A 16,949-nucleotide genomic window follows, 5' to 3' on the forward strand; every position below is an offset into this window, starting at 1 on the left:
TAGTATGAAGGCATATATCTCCTTATTCTTTGCGGGAATATTCGCTTTAAGCGCCTGCAAAAATCAACCTGAACCTATTGCTGAAGAAGCCATGAAGCCACAAAAAATTGTTGTGTACCAAGTTTTCCCGCGCCTTTTTGGCAATACTAATACTGCCAATAAACCTTGGGGAACAATTGAAGAAAACGGAGTTGGGAAATTCAATGACTTCACTGATTTGGCATTGGAAGAAATCAAAAAACTAGGAGTATCCCATATCTGGTATACTGGGGTGCCGCATCATGCGCTGATCGGTGATTATTCATCGATTGGAGTTTCCAATGATGATCCGGATGTAGTCAAAGGAAGAGCTGGTTCGCCCTATGCGGTCAAGGATTATTATCAGGTAAACCCGGATTTGGCAGTGGATCCTGCTAAGCGAATGGAAGAATTTGAGGCTTTAATCGCCCGAACGCATGCCCATGAGATGAAGGTGATTATTGACATTGTCCCTAATCATATTGCGCGCTGCTATGAGGGGAAAAATAATCCCGCAGGAGTTACAGATTTCGGAGCAAATGATGATACCGCTGTAGAATATGCAAGGGACAATAACTTTTATTACATCCCGGGAGAATCCTTTCAGGTACCCGAGCCACTAAATGACTATCAACCTTTAGGAGGAGAGCCGCACCCACTTTCAGACGGGAAATTTGAAGAAATACCAGCCAAATGGACTGGAAATGGATCCCGAAAAGCCCAGCCGCATTTTTACGATTGGTACGAGACCGTGAAAGTAAATTATGGAATCAAACCCGACGGCAGCAAAGATTATTCAGAAATACCGGCAGGAGCGGATTCTTTGGACTGGAGTGCGCATTATGATTTTTGGCAGGGAAAAGACGTCCCGGATAGCTGGATTAAATTCAGAGACATCACACAGTTTTGGCTAGGTAAAGGGGTGGATGGCTTTCGATTCGACATGGCGGAGATGGTTCCGGTGGAATTTTGGTCTTATCTGAACTCACATATCAAACACACCAAGCCTGATGCGTTCATTTTGGCCGAAGTGTATAACCCAAGTCTTTACAGAGATTACATCCGAAAGGGAAAGATGGATTACCTCTATGACAAAGTGGAGCTCTACGATACACTGAAGCACATCATGCAAGGTCATGGTTCTACCGACAATCTGGCTCCTATTTTGGAAGGATTGAAAGACATCGAGCATCACATGCTTCACTTCCTGGAAAATCACGACGAGCAGCGAATCGCCAGTCCACAATTTGCCAATGACCCCTGGAAAGCCATGCCCGCCATGGTCGTTTCTGCGACGATTTCTACTTCCCCGACCATGATCTATTCTGGCCAGGAAGTTGGAGAAGTTGCGGCCGAAGATGCCGGTTTCGGTGATCCTTCCAGAACTTCCATTTTCGATTACATCGGTGTGCCTGCACATCAGCGCTGGATGAATGAAGGGAAGTTTGATGGAGGACTGCTTTCGGACGATGAGAAAGCACTGCGAAACTACTATTCCGAAGTGCTAAACTTCACCCGAAACAGTCCGGCCTTGATGGGAGAATACGCGGAGGTTCACTCCTTCAACAGATCTCAAAACCCAGCGTACACAGACAAAGCCTTTGCTTTTGCGAGATGGGATGAAAATCAAAAGCTAATTGTAGTGACCAACTTCGACGAATTCAAATCAGTGAAAACAACGCTTAAACTTTCCCCGGAGCTGCTGAAAGCTTGGAAGCTGGAAAAAGGTGAGCGAGAAATTCAGGAAGTCATGTTTGGGAAGAAAAAGACCAACCTGCGTGTGACAGATCAAGGGGCTGAGATCGATTTGGAATTAGGACCTTGGGAGTCAGCGGTGTTTGGTGTCAGGTAATAACTTAATATAGATTTAACTAAATTATTTTTGAAACCATTTTGAAATTTCATTTTTCGTTATTATAATTGATTAGTTTTAATCTCAATTCCAATCAACAATATGAAACCAAAAATTAAAAAAGAAAGGCACCGGATAAAATTGTCCTGCCTTCTTAGTGAACTAGGGGGGGGGGCTTAGGTAATTTTACCTTTTTTAATGCCCTCGTAATTTTCACATTGGTCCTGTCTGGATGTAGTCAGGAAGTAATCACAAGCGATCAAGTCGCAGAAGGGAATCCACTTTTAGGAAATAAAGGCTTACTCCAAGTCTCTTGGGAATCAGTGATTTCCACTGACTATCAGGGCGATTTAGGAGCACTGAATGAAAACTCCCTATCGGCACTTAATCCCTTTGAAGAAAAGCAGCTGGTAGAATTTATCCTTCATGAGACTGGAGAAGCTCAACTTAACATTGAGCATTTGTCCAAAAATGAAGGCATCAAAATTCCTCATGAGGATCTGTCTGATGATCGGGCTCCTGTCAAAAAGACCGTAATCTATGGAGGAGAGATTTCTTGGTATGACGGATCTGGTGCCCTATTGGGATCACAACCCATGCAGCGTTTGGATTACTCGGCTTGGATTACAGAAATCAAGAAAATCAAGGAGACGAATTCCAAAGAAGAGATCAACCGGGCTCTCAGAAATTTTCAATCTCAGTTTTTCAAGGCTAATCTGGAAAACTTCATTGAGCAAATAAAGAAAAGTAACCCAATTGTAAGAGAAATAGAAGAATTTCAGATTTTGGAGGAAAATGAAACCTATGTCACAATACGAGTGGATTTGGCACAGTTTGAACCCGGACAGACGGGAATCAATGTGATGTTGATTGACAAGAATAAAAATCGAATGGTCGCCAATAGAATTTATACTGAAGGAAATGAAATTCTCCAAACTACCTACTATGGCTATGCCAAAGGAGAGACTGGGGCACTAGATGCCATCCGGGTAGAAGAACCCCTTTTTCTCGAGGAGAAAATTGAACTGACAAAGGTGACTTTGACCAAAATCTCTGACTTGAACATCTCCTTAAATTGATTTCCTCATGAAAAAATATTCTATATTTTCTTTTTGCTTTGCCTACTTCATTTCAATGGGAGTATTGGCACAAAATAAAAACACTTATTGGGTTCATGGACTCAATGATACAACGACAGCTTGGCAGCATTATGCTACTATATTTGAAGCTGAGCGTAGAATGAACAGCTCTCGACCTTTCTATCCTTCCAGTTCTGGAATAGCTACTTCTACAAGCACTTTGTCTGGTTCCATTCCTGTAAATTCACAAAATATAGGAATTGGCCACAGTATGGGAGGGGTTGTATTGAGGAATCTAGACCGTATCAGTCCTTCTTCATCCAGAAAAATTAATGCATTGATTACTGTTGGCACTCCGAACTCAGGTGCGGGCATCGCTAATTCCTTTGAGGATAACAGTCTATACTTAGCGAGTCAAAAGGCCTGTAATGATCTGGGCGCAGGTCCACTTACCGAGCTTTTTGGGATTCCTTGGAACGTTGCGACCCTAAGTTTCGCCTCAGCACTTGGAGCTAATTTGACTACCAATAAAATCTGCGAGCTATTTATCACAAATGACTTATTGAGTCAATACGCTGGCTCTGCACAGGCAAGAGCGGATTTGAAAATGGGAAGTCCTTTTCTATCTCAAATTGATAACTACAGTTCCTCCATACCTAGACTTAGTATGATTGCTCAGGAAAATAGCCCGGTACATTGGAGATTACTAAGTAGTACGATAACCCGAAATAGCACTAATCCAAGTGATCAACTACTACCAGACGCGATAACTGGCGTGGAAGTAATTTACAATGGCTTTTTTGTAGCCAGAACTGCTGGCACAATAGTAAATGCCATTTTAGGGTTTATAAATCCGGTATTGTTTGTACAGGCAGCAATTAACGCAAACAAGGCAGTGCAGTGGAAAAAGGGAGTCGACTGGCTCAATGACAGTGAGACTATCTGGAATAGACTTACCAAGTCCAGTAGATTGGAACTTGAAACCTATTGGGTATGGACTTGGATCCCCTGTGAGACTATCCCGGGTAAGCAACTGCTTATCGATGATGTGGGTAGAGACCGGGATGAGTCCTGTGGAGAGTGGGGATTTGTAGAGCGTACGCGGCAGGTGATGGTACACTATCCCTCCGATGGATTTATCCCCAGCTATAGTCAGGATATAGCCTCCCTACCCGCCTCCAACCGCTACTTTATCCAGGGTGCCAATCATATCGAAGTGCTCAATATGTCGAACAGCAAGCTAAATAGGCAGCCAAATGATGGGACAAAAGCCGAATTCAACAATGTTTTTGACTTTCGAAATGACATCTTCAGAACGGCTCGAAAGTGATGAAACATTTTAGCCTAGGAATTATTTGCTTGGCTTCTACTTTAGTCAGCTCCTGTTTCTTATGGGATAATGACGAGCCCAAGCTTAAAACCAATGAGGAAGGGGAAGTAATTTCCCTTCCTTACCTCTGGAAAAGAAGTGTACAGTTGGGTGAACCAATTACAAATGGATTTACTCATTCTCAGATTAAGTTTAACGGGAATATCGTTTTACCAATGACCAAAGGTCCAACGGGTAGGCTTTTAGTCATGATAGACCCAAATGATGGGGAAATTTTATGGGAATGGGATGATCGATTTGTGCAAGCTACTGAAGAGATCCTAATTGGCCAATACCCTCAATTTGATAATCTTATTTTTTTCCCGGCAGGAAGTCGATTGTATTGTGTCAATCTGCAGAATGGGGAAACCCAATGGAAAAAGCAATTAGATCGCTCATTTCTACCAAATGTATATGGCAAAGATGAAAACTTCTATTTCTTCGGGAGATCTGATGCATTTCCTGATTCGGTAGATCAGTCTATCATTTTCAAAGGAAATATAGTCACCGGAGAGCTAGAAGAACACCTAATCCCAGACTTTACGATGGACTATTTCTTTCCTGGCAATCGGATCGGGGATGTGACAGCAGCACTTCCGGCAGTGGTGGATGGAAAAGAGCATCTGGCGGTCGTCTGGCAGGAGCCTTTCTTTGAGTTTTTTTGGCAGTCCTACTTGGGACTCTACGATCAGACGACTCGTCAATGGATCTATAAAAAGACCATCATCAATCCGGAGAAAAGCTTCAATGGGGTACTGCTTAATCCACCTGTGATTTACAAGGATAGGTTATACATGGCAGTGGGATTTGAGCTGGCCTGCCATGACCTCCGGACGGGTCAGCAGTACTGGCGAAAGAAGTTTGATGGAGAGATCTTTTTCTCCAATTTCTTGATCGAGGAGGATATGGTAATTATTAACAATGAGGATCAATACGTCTATGCGCTGGACCCAATGACCGGCAATCAGCTCTGGAAGACCAGAGGCTCAGGCACGAGCAGTAAAATGAGCTACCTAAATGGAGTCGTTTATTTCAACGGAGGAGCAAGCGGTAAGCTCCATGCGATAGATATCCGGGAGGGAAAGACCGTATGGAAGATCGATCCCAAACTTATAGGAGAATTTCCTGATGAAATATTTTGGAAAACGGCAATCCATATACTCCCAGGAGAAAACGGAAAGAAGGGCAAAGTCATTTCCCTGACAGGTAATAATGCCTATTGCTTTGAAGCATATAGATAACTAAACACTCAATTTAATACCAAGGAATCATGAAAAAAATATTACTTATCGGATTACTATGTTTCATTTCGGTTATCGCCGCAGCTCAAACGGGAAAAGGTAAATTTCTCGTTGGAATGGGGACTTCACTAGGATTAGGGCAAAATGATGGGCTTATGGGGATTGCTTTTACCAATTCAAAAACTGAAATCGCAGGTAGCGGCAGTGTAGAAGAAAGACAAACTAGTCTATTTCTTTCCGTTAGGGGAGGATATTTTATAGCAAATGGTTTGGTGACAGGATTGGAATTAGCCACTTCAACTAGTACTGGGACTACCAAGTCAGCCGGGCTTGAACTAGACTCTCAATCCTCCTTCTTTGGAGCAGGTCCTTGGGTTAGATACTATTTCTCCTCCCAAAAAATCATTCCTTTTGCAGAAGTCAACTCTCTATTTGGCTCTAGGGGACAAACTACAGAAGGATCTGGAATAGACAGCGATCTCAACTATACTGTATCCAATCTAGGAGGAGGCTTAGGAATTGTTTTTCTGCTGGGAGAAAAGAGTTCGCTTGATCTTTCCCTAACCTACAATGGCACAAATCTCAAAGAGAAGGATTTAAAACTGACTACTAATCAAAACAGCTTAGGTATGAAGTTTGGCTTTTCTATGTTTTTTTGAGCATGAGTTTGTCTAAATCCTTCACTACTAGAGGTTTGCAACCTTGAATAGCTATCGCGAGGATTTTAAATCATATGCTCAGAAAGAAAATTCAGGAATTTCGAGTAGTACGAGTTCGATTTACTCATTTAAAAACCCCTGTCAACTCCCCAAAATCCAATACAGCTTCATGTTCAGGTAATAATCCCCCCAGCTGATTCTCCGCTTTTCGCAGACACCGAGTTGGTTTGAGTTGCAATTCTGGCATTAAATTCAAGGCTGAAAAATCAACAGCAACATTAAATTTTTGATTTTTTAATGTTACTGTTCAAAACAGACCTCAACGCCAAGGTCAGAAAAGCCCACTCACCTTAAAAAATTGGAATTTTAGGGTGAGTCCTATATCTCGCCCTGGAATCAGTGGTATGCAAATCAATTGTTTCTAAATTCTCAGTATCAACTGACAGGGAAAGCTTAAACGCCAATTCATTTTTTCCGACTTTTACGGACTAATCCACCTCAATGCCCCGAAAGAAAAAGAAACCCTCACTTTGGTTAGGAATTAGTTTGCTGTTCATCCTTTTAATCGGAGGGACAAGTTACTTGGTGTATTCCACTTGGAACAAGCTCCATAAACTTCCCTACTACGCCAATCAACCACTTTCGGAGTTTGAAGATTTAAAGTTTGAATATGTTTTCCGGACACATATTGATGGGGTATTAGGGATCGATATTTCTCATTACCAAGGCCAGATAAATTGGAAACAGTTTGACAGAATACTTAAAGACCGTCCGATCGAATATTTTATTGTCCGAGCCACGATGGGCGATGATCTGGACAAGCTATTCGCCTCAAACTGGGAAGCATTGGATACGATGAGCATTGCAAGGGGTGCTTACCATTATTACCGCCCGAATCAGAGTAGCACTGAGCAAGCGGAGAATTTCATAAAGCAAGTCAAACTCAAAAAAGGGGATTTTCGTCCGATTCTGGATATTGAGAAGCAATCTTCCATCCAATCTAAAGAACGCCTTAGAGAAGGAATCCGAAATTGGCTGACTATCGTGGAAAATCACTACGGTGTGAAACCGATCATCTATACCGGCGATGCATTTTTTGAGCATGTATTAGAAGGTCACGGATTTGAGGATTACCCGCTTTGGGTAGCCAATTACAATCCTATCATGGAACCGAAAAGTGATTACTGGGTGATTTGGCAGTTTTCTGAAAAGGGAAGAATCAAAGGAATTCCTGAAAAAGTCGACCTGAATCTAATGCGAGGTGGTGAGAAGACCTTGAGGAGTTTGTTAATTGGGGAGTAGATCAATGAGATTTTTTCTCCCGCGGAGGCGCAAAGGTTTTTTTGCCGCAAAGCATGCGAAGGGTCGTAAAAAATCTTGTGATCCCGCAAGATCATTTTCATGCATAATTGGACTGACTTAGAAAAACTGCGCCTTTGCGCCTTAGCGGGAGATAGTTATTTTGTATGAGGAAGATCTCTCGCAAAGCACGAAGAGGATTCTAATTTCGCGCTGCGTCACCTCGTCCCTTTGAAATTAAAGAATGAAATTTTCATAAGCTCTAATTCTGAAATTGGATTCCCCACCCAAAGCCATTAAATTCCAATTGGACCCGCGCATTATGAAAAATCCATTTCTTCTCTTTGCCTTTCTATTTTTTGCTTCTTTTTCGGGGATTTCCCAAACCAAACAACCCAATATCCTCTTCCTTATCGCTGATGACTGGTCGTTTCCTCATGCTGGAGTGTATGGAGATCAGGTAGTTCGAACTCCGACTTTTGACCGATTGGCAGCCGAGGGAGCACTTTTCACGAATGCCTACACAGCTTCTCCTTCCTGCTCACCTTCCAGGGCTTCGATTTTACTTGGCAGATATCCGCATCAAAATGAGGCCGGAGGGAATCTCTGGTCGGAATTCCCAAATGCTAATCCAACCTATGTTCAAATCTTAGAAGCCGATGGCTATTTCACAGGCTCCACTCGCAAAGGTTGGGGACCTGGGGAGTATCAGGTCACTGGCTTTTCTCATAATCCTGCAGGTAAGTCGTTTGAAGATTTTGAAGCTTTTTTGACTGAGAGACCTAAAGATCAACCTTTCACATTTTGGTTTGGGAGTACTGATCCACATCGGGAATATGTGCCAAATACCGGGATCCAGTCAGGAATGAAGCTACAGGATGTCAGGGTACCCGGTTTTTTCCCGGATAATGATTGCGTACGGAATGATATCCTAGATTACTATTTTGAGATCGAGCGCTTTGATCGGGAGTCTGGTCAACTCATAGCCATGTTACAAGAAATGGGCGAATTGGATAATACCATCATCGTCATGACAAGTGATAATGGGATGCCTTTTCCTCGGGCTAAAGCAAACCTCTACGACTATGGTACTCGAATGCCACTAGCGATTCGCTGGCCGGAAAAAGTGAAAGCTGGAACGGTGGTAAATGAGTTTGTGAATTTTGTGGACTTTGCGCCAAGCTTTGTTGAAGCAGCAGGACTGGATCAAAAATCCATGTCGGGACAATCCCTCTGGGCACTTTTGGCAGGGGAAAAACAAGACCGAGCACAGGTTTATCTGGAGCGGGAGCGTCATGCCAACGTGCGGAAAGGTGACCTCAGCTATCCCATGAGAGCGATCCGAAATCAAGACTACCTCTACATCTGGAATCCAATACCAGAGCGAAATCCAGCTGGAAACCCTACTGTACATCAATCAGTAGGACAATATGGGGATGTGGACCATTCGATCACCAAGTTTCTAATCATGGAAATGGAAGGAAAAACAAAACCTGGACAACCTGATTTATTCCAACTCAGCTTTGGCCAACGGCTCGAAGAAGAGCTTTATGATGTGAAAAATGATCCGTACCAACTAAAGAATCTTGCTTCCAAACCGGCATTTTCGACCATCAAAATTCAAATGAAAACTGACTTGGTCAAATGGATGGCTGAAACCGGAGATCTTAGAGCTATGGATCCAAAATCGACCTATTGGGATGAAGTTCGATACACGCCAAATTACCAGATGAAGGATATCGATGTTCTGCAACAAATCGAGCAGTATAGAATTATCCCTCCATTTGGAAAATACGCGAAGGAGGGAATTCCGTGTAATTGACTGGCTTTCTCCTTTTACTTTAAAACCATAGCTCCTCCATTTGGCTCATAACCTATTCGATGCACGTTCACATAAAGCGAGTCTCCTCTGACTGCTTCGAAAGGTCCTACATACACTGACCATGTATCATTGGTAGATTTACGATACCCGATAGAGGCTCCCGGCATGTCGACATTAATGCTCACTTTCCCAACATTAAAAGCAATCTCGGGCGCTGCTGTAATCGGTGGCGTATCTTTTCCTCCCCACCAGTTTCTAACCATTTCCTGCTCATTCATAGCTCCCAGATCTGGATAGTCCAAAAGCCACTGCTCATGGGCAGCTCGAAGTTCGGTGAGTTTCTCGGCATATTCTGGATCGGCGACCAGGTTATTGAATTCGTAAGGATCGACAGAGGTATCGTAGAGTTCTTCGGTTGGTTTATTTGGAGCAAACCATCTTGATTGATTGGCATCGAGTTTACCAGCTTTATTCAACTCCAGCAGATAGATCATCAAAGGATTGTTGAGACGATACTGGATATTCTGATAGTTGGGTTTCTCAGGCATGTAGTTTCGGATGTATTTGAATCGGCCATCTGAGACCGCTCTTACCCGATCGTATTCTGAGTCCATGCGATCACGGGCCGCATAGATGTATTTTCTTGGATCAGCTTTTTGCACTCCGAGGAAAGCTTGGCCCTGCATACTCTTAGGCACCTCCACTCCCGCCAGCGAAAGAACTGTCGGTGCAAAATCCACAAAGCTGACCAATTCATCTAATTGCCCTCCCTTTTCGAAAAACGGGGCTTTGATGATCAATGGAACTTTCAATCCCCGGTCATAAAGTTCCCGCTTGGCATAAGGCATTCCATCGCCATGATCTCCATAGAAAAAGATGATCGTATTCTCATACAATCCATCATCTTTCAATTGCTGTATGATCTCTCCGGCCTGCATATCCATTCGCATCGCATTGGTGATAAATCTCGCCATCACCGCCCGGCTGATCGAATCATCCGGATAATAAGGAGGAATGAAAACATCTGCCGGATCCACTAATAGGGGTTCATCTGCACGTGCCCAAACCTGAGATTCATGAGAAATATTCAAATTGAAAATTGAGAAAAAGGGCTGGTTTGAATCTTTCCGATTTCGCCAATGTGCTTTGTTGCTGCTCTCATCCCACATGGTCACTGGACCTTTAAACTGATAATCCTCCTTGGAATTATTACTGGTATAGTAACCAGCCATCCGAAGCAGTTCGGGGTAAGTTTTCATATCAGCTGGGATCACTGCGGAATAGGACTTGTGCCCCGGAGGATAGGCGTCGAGTGCATTCTGTGACATGCCCAGCGTACGCATATTATGACCCCCAACCGCAGTCTGATAAGCTCCTGTAATCAATGCTGCGCGACTCGGTGCGCAGACTCCTGCCGTAGAATAGGCATGCGAATAAATCACCCCATCAGCAGCCAAGGAATCTAGGAAGGGAGTTTTCCCTCCTGTACCTCCATAGATCCCCAAATGCTGCGGAGAAAGATCTTCGGCTACGATCCAAACTATATTGGGTTGTTCTGGATAGGTGATTGTAGCACTTACATCCTCTTGAGGTACTTTGCAGGCAAAACTTACCAAAAGGATAAAAAAGGAGATTTTAATCAGGCTTGGGTTCATGGTATCGAATTTTCAAAGCAAATAATTTAGCATCTTTTGCCCTATTTCCAACACAAAACTTTGAATTATAGCGAATTCTAAATCTCATTTCATTAACCTCCAACAAGCACTTAATTCAAATTATTTTTTAAGTCAGCCACTTTTTGAAGTTTAAAAATGGAAAGTATTCCATTGAGAATTTTCTGTGAAGCTAAAAATATACTTGCGATCAAATGGATAATCTCAGTTGATTTATTTGGCTTTCAAGTCCTTGCGCACTAAATTATAGTGTTTATTTCCAATATCGCTACATGGCCACTTTTGACCCAATTAACCGCAGAGAATTTATGGCTTCAGCAGCTGCCTTTGCTGCATCTTTTACCATAGTTCCATCCAATGTAATCGCAGGTTTAGGTAAAATCCCTCCTTCGGATCAAATCACCGTTGCCAATATCGGCTGCGGCACTCAGGGTCTTCGGGAAATGGGAGAATTGCTTCAAAACCCAAAAGTACGTGTAGTGGCAGTATGCGACTCAAATAAATTTTCTACCGACTACTTCGACTGGTCGCCTTATGGTATCCGAAATGACATTCGAAAAACCCTGGGAGATGATACTTGGTGGGAGGGAAAACTAGGTATTCCGGGCGGAAGGGATATCGGACAAGAATATGTGGAGAAATACTACGGCAAAAACAAACCTTCCGGAAGGTATAAAGGCTGTGAAAGCTATGAAGACTATCGGGAACTTTTTGCAAAAGAAAATGGAATCGATGCGGTAAAAATCATGACTCCTGATCATACGCATGCATCTATTGCTATTGCAGCGATGAACAAGGGAATCCATGTGGTGACGCATAAACCAATCTCCAATCGCTTGCTTGAAGGAAGAAAAGTAATTGAAAAAGCCAAAACCTCAGGAGCTATCACACACCTGCTTGCTTGGTCAGATCGACCCGAATACCGACAGATCAAAGCTTGGATGGACGCAGGATTGATTGGGGAACTGAAAGAAATTCACAACTGGTCTTACCGACCGGTTTGGCAGCAGTGGACCAAAAGACCCTCTCCGGCAATGCCCATTCCAGAAGGATTTAATTGGAATCTTTGGCTCGGTCCTATCCCGGATATGCCCTATCATAAAAACTACACACACAATGTATTCCGTGGCTGGTACGATTTCGGCGGCGGTTCGGTGGCAGATATGGGACACTACAGTCTTTTTCCACTTTTCGAAACCTTGGGAATCAACAAATCGCCTTTAGCAGCAAAAGCTTTTGGCACGACCACCCGAGAGGAAGTCAACCAAGTTTACCAATGGGTGGACAATAATGTGGCCTTCCCCGCAAGTTGCACCATCAAATGGAATTTCCCAGCGCAGTCTACCCTTCCGGCCTTTGACCTATTCTGGTATGATGGCGGAATGAAGCCTTTTGCTCCAGAGGAATTGGAACGGGATGGAAAGGACACCCCAGATGAAGGCTTGATGCTTGTCGGTACCAAAGGAAAAATTCTGGGTGGATTCCGGGGTGAAAATCCAGTTCTTTTACCTGAAAGTACGATGATGACCGGACGGGATTCTGAACGTATCAATTCCAGAGAAGTCGAACGGAATACTTCAAGCTGGGTGGATGCAATTCTGGAAGGAAAGCAAACACCGGGAAGTTTTATCCGGGCTCAGACCATCACTGATACAATCAATCTGGGAGCTGTGGCTTTGCGGGCTAAATCAAAAATCAATTTTGATGTAAACTCACTCCAAATTACCAACAACGAAAAAGCCAACGAATATCTGACTCGGGAATACCGCTCGGGATGGGAGATTTGAGAAAAAAGAAACAGAAGACCAATGTGTGTACAGATATCTGAAAACAGATACCCAACAACAGAAACTAGAAAAAGGAGATAATAGCACAGAAATAATGACTTATACTTAAATTTTTAAACCATTCAAAACTAAGTAATATGAAAAACAGAAGAGAATTTTTAAAATCAACCGGACTTGCTGCAGCAGCTATTGGCCTTGGTTTACCGAATTTTGCAATGGCAAAACGTCCTGCTGACGAATTATTCAAAATTTCTCTGGCAGAATGGTCACTCAATCGAGTGCTTTTTGCGGGAAGAATGGACCATCTGGACTTTGCGAAGCTTGCAAAAAAAGCAAATATCGATGCAGTGGAATATGTCAATCAATTTTTCAAGGATAAGGCCAAAGACATGGCCTATCTGAAAGAAATGAAAACCCGAGCAGACGGGGAAGGTGTCACCTCTGTCCTGATTATGTGTGATGGGGAAGGAATGCTCGGTGCTGCGACTTCTGAGGGAAGAAAGCAAACCGTAGAAAATCACAAAAAATGGGTGGAAGCTGCCAAATTCTTAGGCTGTCATTCTATCCGTGTGAATTCCTACACCGCAGTGCCTTACTCTACGGATAAAGAAGCAGAGCAAGAAGCTATCAATGTGTGCAGCTCTGGTCTCCGACAACTCTGTGAATTCGCCGATGATTTTGATATCAATGTCCTCATCGAAAACCATGGCGGATTCTCCAGTAATGGCAAGTGGCTGGCTGAGATGATCCGACAGACCGCACATCCGCGGGCGGGTACTTTGCCTGATTTTGGAAACTTCCGCATGAACACTGAAGGGGATAAGATTTTTAGCTACGATTCCTATCGAGGGGTAGACGAGCTGATGCCTTATGCCAAAGGTGTAAGCCTCAAGCCAACCGTTTGGGATGATCGAGGCAATGAGACGCAGTTGGATTATACCCGAATGATGAAGATTGTCCTCTCGCACAGCTTCAACGGCTACGTAGGCATCGAACATGGCACTGATGGTCGTGAGTGGGAAAGCATCGAAGAGATCCGTGTCAATCTAGATCAGGTGAGAAGAACGCTGACGAATGAGAAGAAAGGATAAAATGAGAAAGGCTGCCGATTGGCAGCCTTTTTTGTGATTAGAATAGTCGGTTAGAATGAGTAGCGATAGCCAAGTTGGGCTGAGAAGTAATTGCCATTGAATATATGTTGATTCTGAAAGGTTTGATCCTCGAATACTATTCTATCCAAATTCACGACGAGGGCAGGCTGACTTAAGTTTATGCCCCACTCGCAAGAAAATGTAATTCTGGAGGACTCTGTGAGATCGTAGAATATTCCACCTTCAGGTTTAAAGTGAAAGGTAAATTCCTGGATTTCTTCATTGCCATATAATAAGACAGGTATTCTTTGACCTCCTCCAGGAAGTCTAACTGTCTGCCATATTCCAGTATAGATCTCTTCATTTTGATTAGTCTGAGTTAGATGGAATCCTACGGCAAGACTTAGACCAAGTTTGGGTCGTACGTAAAAGTCTTTCTGAATTTTAGGGCCGATTGACCAAAAATTAGCACGGGTACCGACTTTATTTTCTTCGTCCAATGGCAAAAAAGTATACCCTAAAAGAAACCTGTAGATATCGGTTTCCAAACCAATACTAAAGTTATTTTTTAGTTTTCTTAAAACACCAAAACTCACAAATCTGTGACTATTTGTGCTTAGTGTCAAATCCGAATAATTGCCAGTAGTACTAATGTTTGTATTTCCCGTGCCTACCTTTGCTTCGATTACCCAATTTTTCTGTCCAAATGAAAGTTCAGTTGAAGCTAGCCAAATAATTCCAAGTAGAAATAATTTCAAGGTTTTCATATCAGTATTCTTTATCGATTTGTTTTAAATTAAACTGCCAAAATTGACTACTCAGAGTATAATCATTAGTCGAATAACTACCCCCCCAGATTGTGATCGCAGCTAAGGCTGCTTTTGATAAAAACGATTTCTTTTTCATAGTTTGGTTTGGTTTATTGTTATGAAAATTAGAAAGAAAGAAACCCTCAAAAAATACCCAGTATTGGGTATTTTTTGAGGATTTTAAGCCTATTTTTTGATTTTTTAGTGTTTTTCGAATCTACTAGCGACGAAATGGGTCGGAAGAAATCTGGAAGATGGTTCCTAGTCCCGACAGCCACGGGAAGTAATCTTCTGACTCAAATTCTAACCTTTAATGATCAGTTTTTTCGGATTAAAAATCCTGCGATCTAGGTTCAGGATTGACGCTCTTCGAGTCCCGATAACTATCGCGGATGTAATCTCGAAGCTTGATCCGAAGATTTGTAATCTTCAAAAGGAACATCACCTTTTACCCAAATTCTGCCAATTGAATGGGCCCTTTTCTTATTCCATAGAAATCTCCGGCACTGCTATTCAAATATTCCTCTTCCTTTTCGACTATCCCTGCTCTTACCGGGTTTTGGTGAATATAATTCACTTTAGATCTAAAAAATTTTAGTGAAAAAATCTCTTCTCCATGATATCCATCCTCCCAAAACCAAATTTGATTTTGATGACTCAAAGCCAAGATTAGCCATGACTTTCTACTTTCTTTAGGATTATCCTGAATGGCTTTAAAAATCTGTTTTGAAGTAAATTTTTTAAAATCTCGAATGAGATCAGACAAATTTTCATTTTTTGCACTTGCAATTAAGTGGATGTGGTTACTCATAATTACCCATGAATAAATCTCCAATCCCTTATTCTTTTGGCAATAAATTAGACTCTCAAGTAATAGGTCTGAATAATCCTTTCTAGTGAAAACATCTGTCCATTGATGAACTGTAAAGATCAGAAAATGAACCGCTCCTTGATCCCGAATTTTAAATTCAAATCCCATATCACATTCCTTATGACTAAAAATTAATTTATTCAAATTAGAAATCCTACAATCAAAGTTCAGGATTATAAATCCTGAACAGCGGAATTGCCATCAGTATCGGGAATAGCTAAAATGACGCTCTTCGAGTCCCGATAACTATCGCGGATGTAATCTCGAAGCTTGATCCGAAGATTTGTAATCTTCCTACTCAAATTCCAACCTTTAATGATCAGTTTTTTCGGATTGGAAATCCTACGATCAAGGTTCCGGATTAAAAATTCTGAGCAGCAGGGGACAGCAGGTTGCCTGAACGGAAGAAAAATTATTTTATTTAAAACCCAAGTAAAAAGTTGATAGTTTGTGATATCTCAATATATTTAGTAGTAATATCCCATCTATGAAGTACCTAATTTTTATTTGTTTCATCCTTGGAAACTGGAATTTAGCTTTTTCGCAGGCAGTCTGTTCTTCTGAAACAAGTAATTCTTTTTGGAAAATAAGTGAATCCCTGTACGGGTCTAAAAGACTTTCTGATTGCCATGTAGGAGCTTATTACAATTGTCATGGTTTTGTGATGAGTTATTTCGAAAATGGTTGCACTTCTCCTGGGTGGAATAAATCTTTCCTTACAGCTCCATACTCTTGTCCTAATGCCCAAGGAGTGCGTTCAGCTTCAGAATTCAAAAATAGTGGGAGATATTTACAGGTTTGTAATGAATCAGAAGCAAATATCGCTTTCTATAACCTTATTGGATCTGATCATTCAGCGGTAAGAGAAAATGTTGGTGGATCCTTTGTTAAATACATTTCAAAGTATGGAACAGAAGGTCCTTTGGTGGCCCATGATCTTAATCAATCATTTTATCATCTTTACCAAGGGGGACAGGTTATAGGATCGCCCGAATTTTGGACTTATGTAGGTTCGATCATCGGAAGTTCTACCACCATAATCGGAACTTCGCCAGTTTCATTCAATGTCCTATCCAAGCCCGGAGTAAACTACAGTTGGTCTATTGTAGAAGGCCTTTCAAAAGTTTTTATTTCTTCTAATTCCAATCAATCAACGGTCACCTTGACACCCACTCATAGCGGCAATGCTAAGCTGAGACTAACTATAAACTCCGGCTGTGGGCAATCAAAAATCCAAGAAATAAGCCTTACTATTCAAACAAAGGTTCTACCACGAATTTAATGGAATAGTTATCTTTAAGCAAAAAGATGTTTACGGAGAATTTTTTCACAACCCTGCTCAATTTAGAGGATGGATGGGAAGTCCAATCTATCCAAAC

The 16,949-nt window shown here is 42.1% G+C and carries 13 protein-coding genes; 10 read left to right on the top strand and 3 right to left on the bottom strand.

All coding sequences use genetic code 11. The features are described 5' to 3' along the window. Nucleotides 1-4 precede the first annotated feature (4 nt). The 7 genes from P8O16_RS17165 (at nt 5) to P8O16_RS17195 (ending at nt 9,339) form a co-directional block, all read left to right on the top strand. Nucleotides 5-1,870, top strand: coding sequence for an alpha-amylase family protein (locus P8O16_RS17165; protein ID WP_367182833.1), 1,866 nt, complete (start codon nt 5-7; stop codon nt 1,868-1,870). A gap of 218 nt (nt 1,871-2,088) precedes the next feature. After that, nucleotides 2,089-2,949: a hypothetical protein gene (locus P8O16_RS17170; protein WP_300316659.1), complete on the top strand. Its 861-nt coding sequence runs from the start codon at nt 2,089-2,091 to the stop codon at nt 2,947-2,949. A gap of 7 nt (nt 2,950-2,956) precedes the next feature. Next, on the top strand, nt 2,957-4,279 hold the full coding sequence (locus P8O16_RS17175) for a hypothetical protein (protein WP_300316661.1): 1,323 nt from the start codon (nt 2,957-2,959) through the stop codon (nt 4,277-4,279). Continuing rightward, on the top strand, nt 4,279-5,559 hold the full coding sequence (locus P8O16_RS17180) for a PQQ-binding-like beta-propeller repeat protein (RefSeq protein ID WP_300316663.1): 1,281 nt from the start codon (nt 4,279-4,281) through the stop codon (nt 5,557-5,559). The genes P8O16_RS17175 and P8O16_RS17180 overlap by 1 nt, the downstream gene beginning before the upstream one ends. 29 nt (nt 5,560-5,588) lie before the next feature. Further along, nucleotides 5,589-6,218 (top strand): hypothetical protein, encoded by a 630-nt coding sequence (locus tag P8O16_RS17185; RefSeq protein WP_300316665.1) that lies wholly within the window; start codon nt 5,589-5,591, stop codon nt 6,216-6,218. 501 nt (nt 6,219-6,719) lie between these two features. Continuing rightward, the gene (locus P8O16_RS17190) at nt 6,720-7,520 is read left to right on the top strand and encodes a glycoside hydrolase family 25 protein (RefSeq protein ID WP_300316667.1); all 801 of its coding nucleotides are present in this window, start codon (nt 6,720-6,722) and stop codon (nt 7,518-7,520) included. Nucleotides 7,521-7,839: 319 nt separating this feature from the next. Beyond that, a complete protein-coding gene (locus P8O16_RS17195) occupies nt 7,840-9,339 on the top strand; it encodes a sulfatase (RefSeq protein WP_300316669.1) in 1,500 nt (499 codons plus the stop codon). Between the two features lie 14 nt (nt 9,340-9,353). On the opposite strand, the gene P8O16_RS17200 is transcribed toward P8O16_RS17195, so the two are convergent. Beyond that, nucleotides 9,354-10,994 (bottom strand): sulfatase-like hydrolase/transferase, encoded by a 1,641-nt coding sequence (locus tag P8O16_RS17200; RefSeq protein ID WP_300316671.1) that lies wholly within the window; start codon nt 10,992-10,994, stop codon nt 9,354-9,356. Between the two features lie 290 nt (nt 10,995-11,284). Between P8O16_RS17200 and P8O16_RS17205 the strand changes: the two genes are divergently transcribed. Together P8O16_RS17205 and P8O16_RS17210 are read left to right on the top strand one after the other, a co-directional pair. Beyond that, on the top strand, nt 11,285-12,799 hold the full coding sequence (locus tag P8O16_RS17205) for a Gfo/Idh/MocA family oxidoreductase (RefSeq protein WP_300316673.1): 1,515 nt from the start codon (nt 11,285-11,287) through the stop codon (nt 12,797-12,799). A gap of 137 nt (nt 12,800-12,936) precedes the next feature. Next, nucleotides 12,937-13,890 (top strand): TIM barrel protein, encoded by a 954-nt coding sequence (locus P8O16_RS17210; RefSeq protein WP_300316675.1) that lies wholly within the window; start codon nt 12,937-12,939, stop codon nt 13,888-13,890. Between the two features lie 50 nt (nt 13,891-13,940). On the opposite strand, the gene P8O16_RS17215 is transcribed toward P8O16_RS17210, so the two are convergent. Both P8O16_RS17215 and P8O16_RS17220 read right to left on the bottom strand, forming a co-directional pair. Next, on the bottom strand, nt 13,941-14,657 hold the full coding sequence (locus tag P8O16_RS17215; protein ID WP_300316677.1) for a hypothetical protein: 717 nt from the start codon (nt 14,655-14,657) through the stop codon (nt 13,941-13,943). 490 nt (nt 14,658-15,147) lie between these two features. Next, nucleotides 15,148-15,678, bottom strand: coding sequence for a transposase (locus tag P8O16_RS17220; RefSeq protein ID WP_300316679.1), 531 nt, complete (start codon nt 15,676-15,678; stop codon nt 15,148-15,150). A 379-nt stretch (nt 15,679-16,057) separates the two neighbouring features. Between P8O16_RS17220 and P8O16_RS17225 the strand changes: the two genes are divergently transcribed. Continuing rightward, nucleotides 16,058-16,852 carry a hypothetical protein gene (locus tag P8O16_RS17225; protein WP_300316681.1) on the top strand — a complete coding sequence of 265 codons (795 nt, stop codon included), beginning with the start codon at nt 16,058-16,060 and terminating at the stop codon, nt 16,850-16,852. Nucleotides 16,853-16,949 lie beyond the last annotated feature (97 nt).

The organism is Algoriphagus sp., assembly GCF_029254265.1.
GTDB lineage: Bacteria > Bacteroidota > Bacteroidia > Cytophagales > Cyclobacteriaceae > Algoriphagus.

What these genes read in the sequence shown, in the direction of transcription:
- P8O16_RS17185 (WP_300316665.1), top strand. Translation starts at nt 5,589, where the DNA reads ATGAAAAAAATATTACTTATCGGATTACTATGTTTCATTTCGGTTATC.
- P8O16_RS17200 (WP_300316671.1), bottom strand. Translation starts at nt 10,994, where the DNA reads ATGAACCCAAGCCTGATTAAAATCTCCTTTTTTATCCTTTTGGTAAGT.
- P8O16_RS17210 (WP_300316675.1), top strand. Translation starts at nt 12,937, where the DNA reads ATGAAAAACAGAAGAGAATTTTTAAAATCAACCGGACTTGCTGCAGCA.
- P8O16_RS17215 (WP_300316677.1), bottom strand. Translation starts at nt 14,657, where the DNA reads ATGAAAACCTTGAAATTATTTCTACTTGGAATTATTTGGCTAGCTTCA.
- P8O16_RS17180 (WP_300316663.1), top strand. Translation starts at nt 4,279, where the DNA reads ATGAAACATTTTAGCCTAGGAATTATTTGCTTGGCTTCTACTTTAGTC.
- P8O16_RS17165 (WP_367182833.1), top strand. Translation starts at nt 5, where the DNA reads ATGAAGGCATATATCTCCTTATTCTTTGCGGGAATATTCGCTTTAAGC.
- P8O16_RS17190 (WP_300316667.1), top strand. Translation starts at nt 6,720, where the DNA reads ATGCCCCGAAAGAAAAAGAAACCCTCACTTTGGTTAGGAATTAGTTTG.
- P8O16_RS17205 (WP_300316673.1), top strand. Translation starts at nt 11,285, where the DNA reads ATGGCCACTTTTGACCCAATTAACCGCAGAGAATTTATGGCTTCAGCA.
- P8O16_RS17225 (WP_300316681.1), top strand. Translation starts at nt 16,058, where the DNA reads ATGAAGTACCTAATTTTTATTTGTTTCATCCTTGGAAACTGGAATTTA.
- P8O16_RS17220 (WP_300316679.1), bottom strand. Translation starts at nt 15,678, where the DNA reads ATGGGATTTGAATTTAAAATTCGGGATCAAGGAGCGGTTCATTTTCTG.
- P8O16_RS17175 (WP_300316661.1), top strand. Translation starts at nt 2,957, where the DNA reads ATGAAAAAATATTCTATATTTTCTTTTTGCTTTGCCTACTTCATTTCA.
- P8O16_RS17195 (WP_300316669.1), top strand. Translation starts at nt 7,840, where the DNA reads ATGAAAAATCCATTTCTTCTCTTTGCCTTTCTATTTTTTGCTTCTTTT.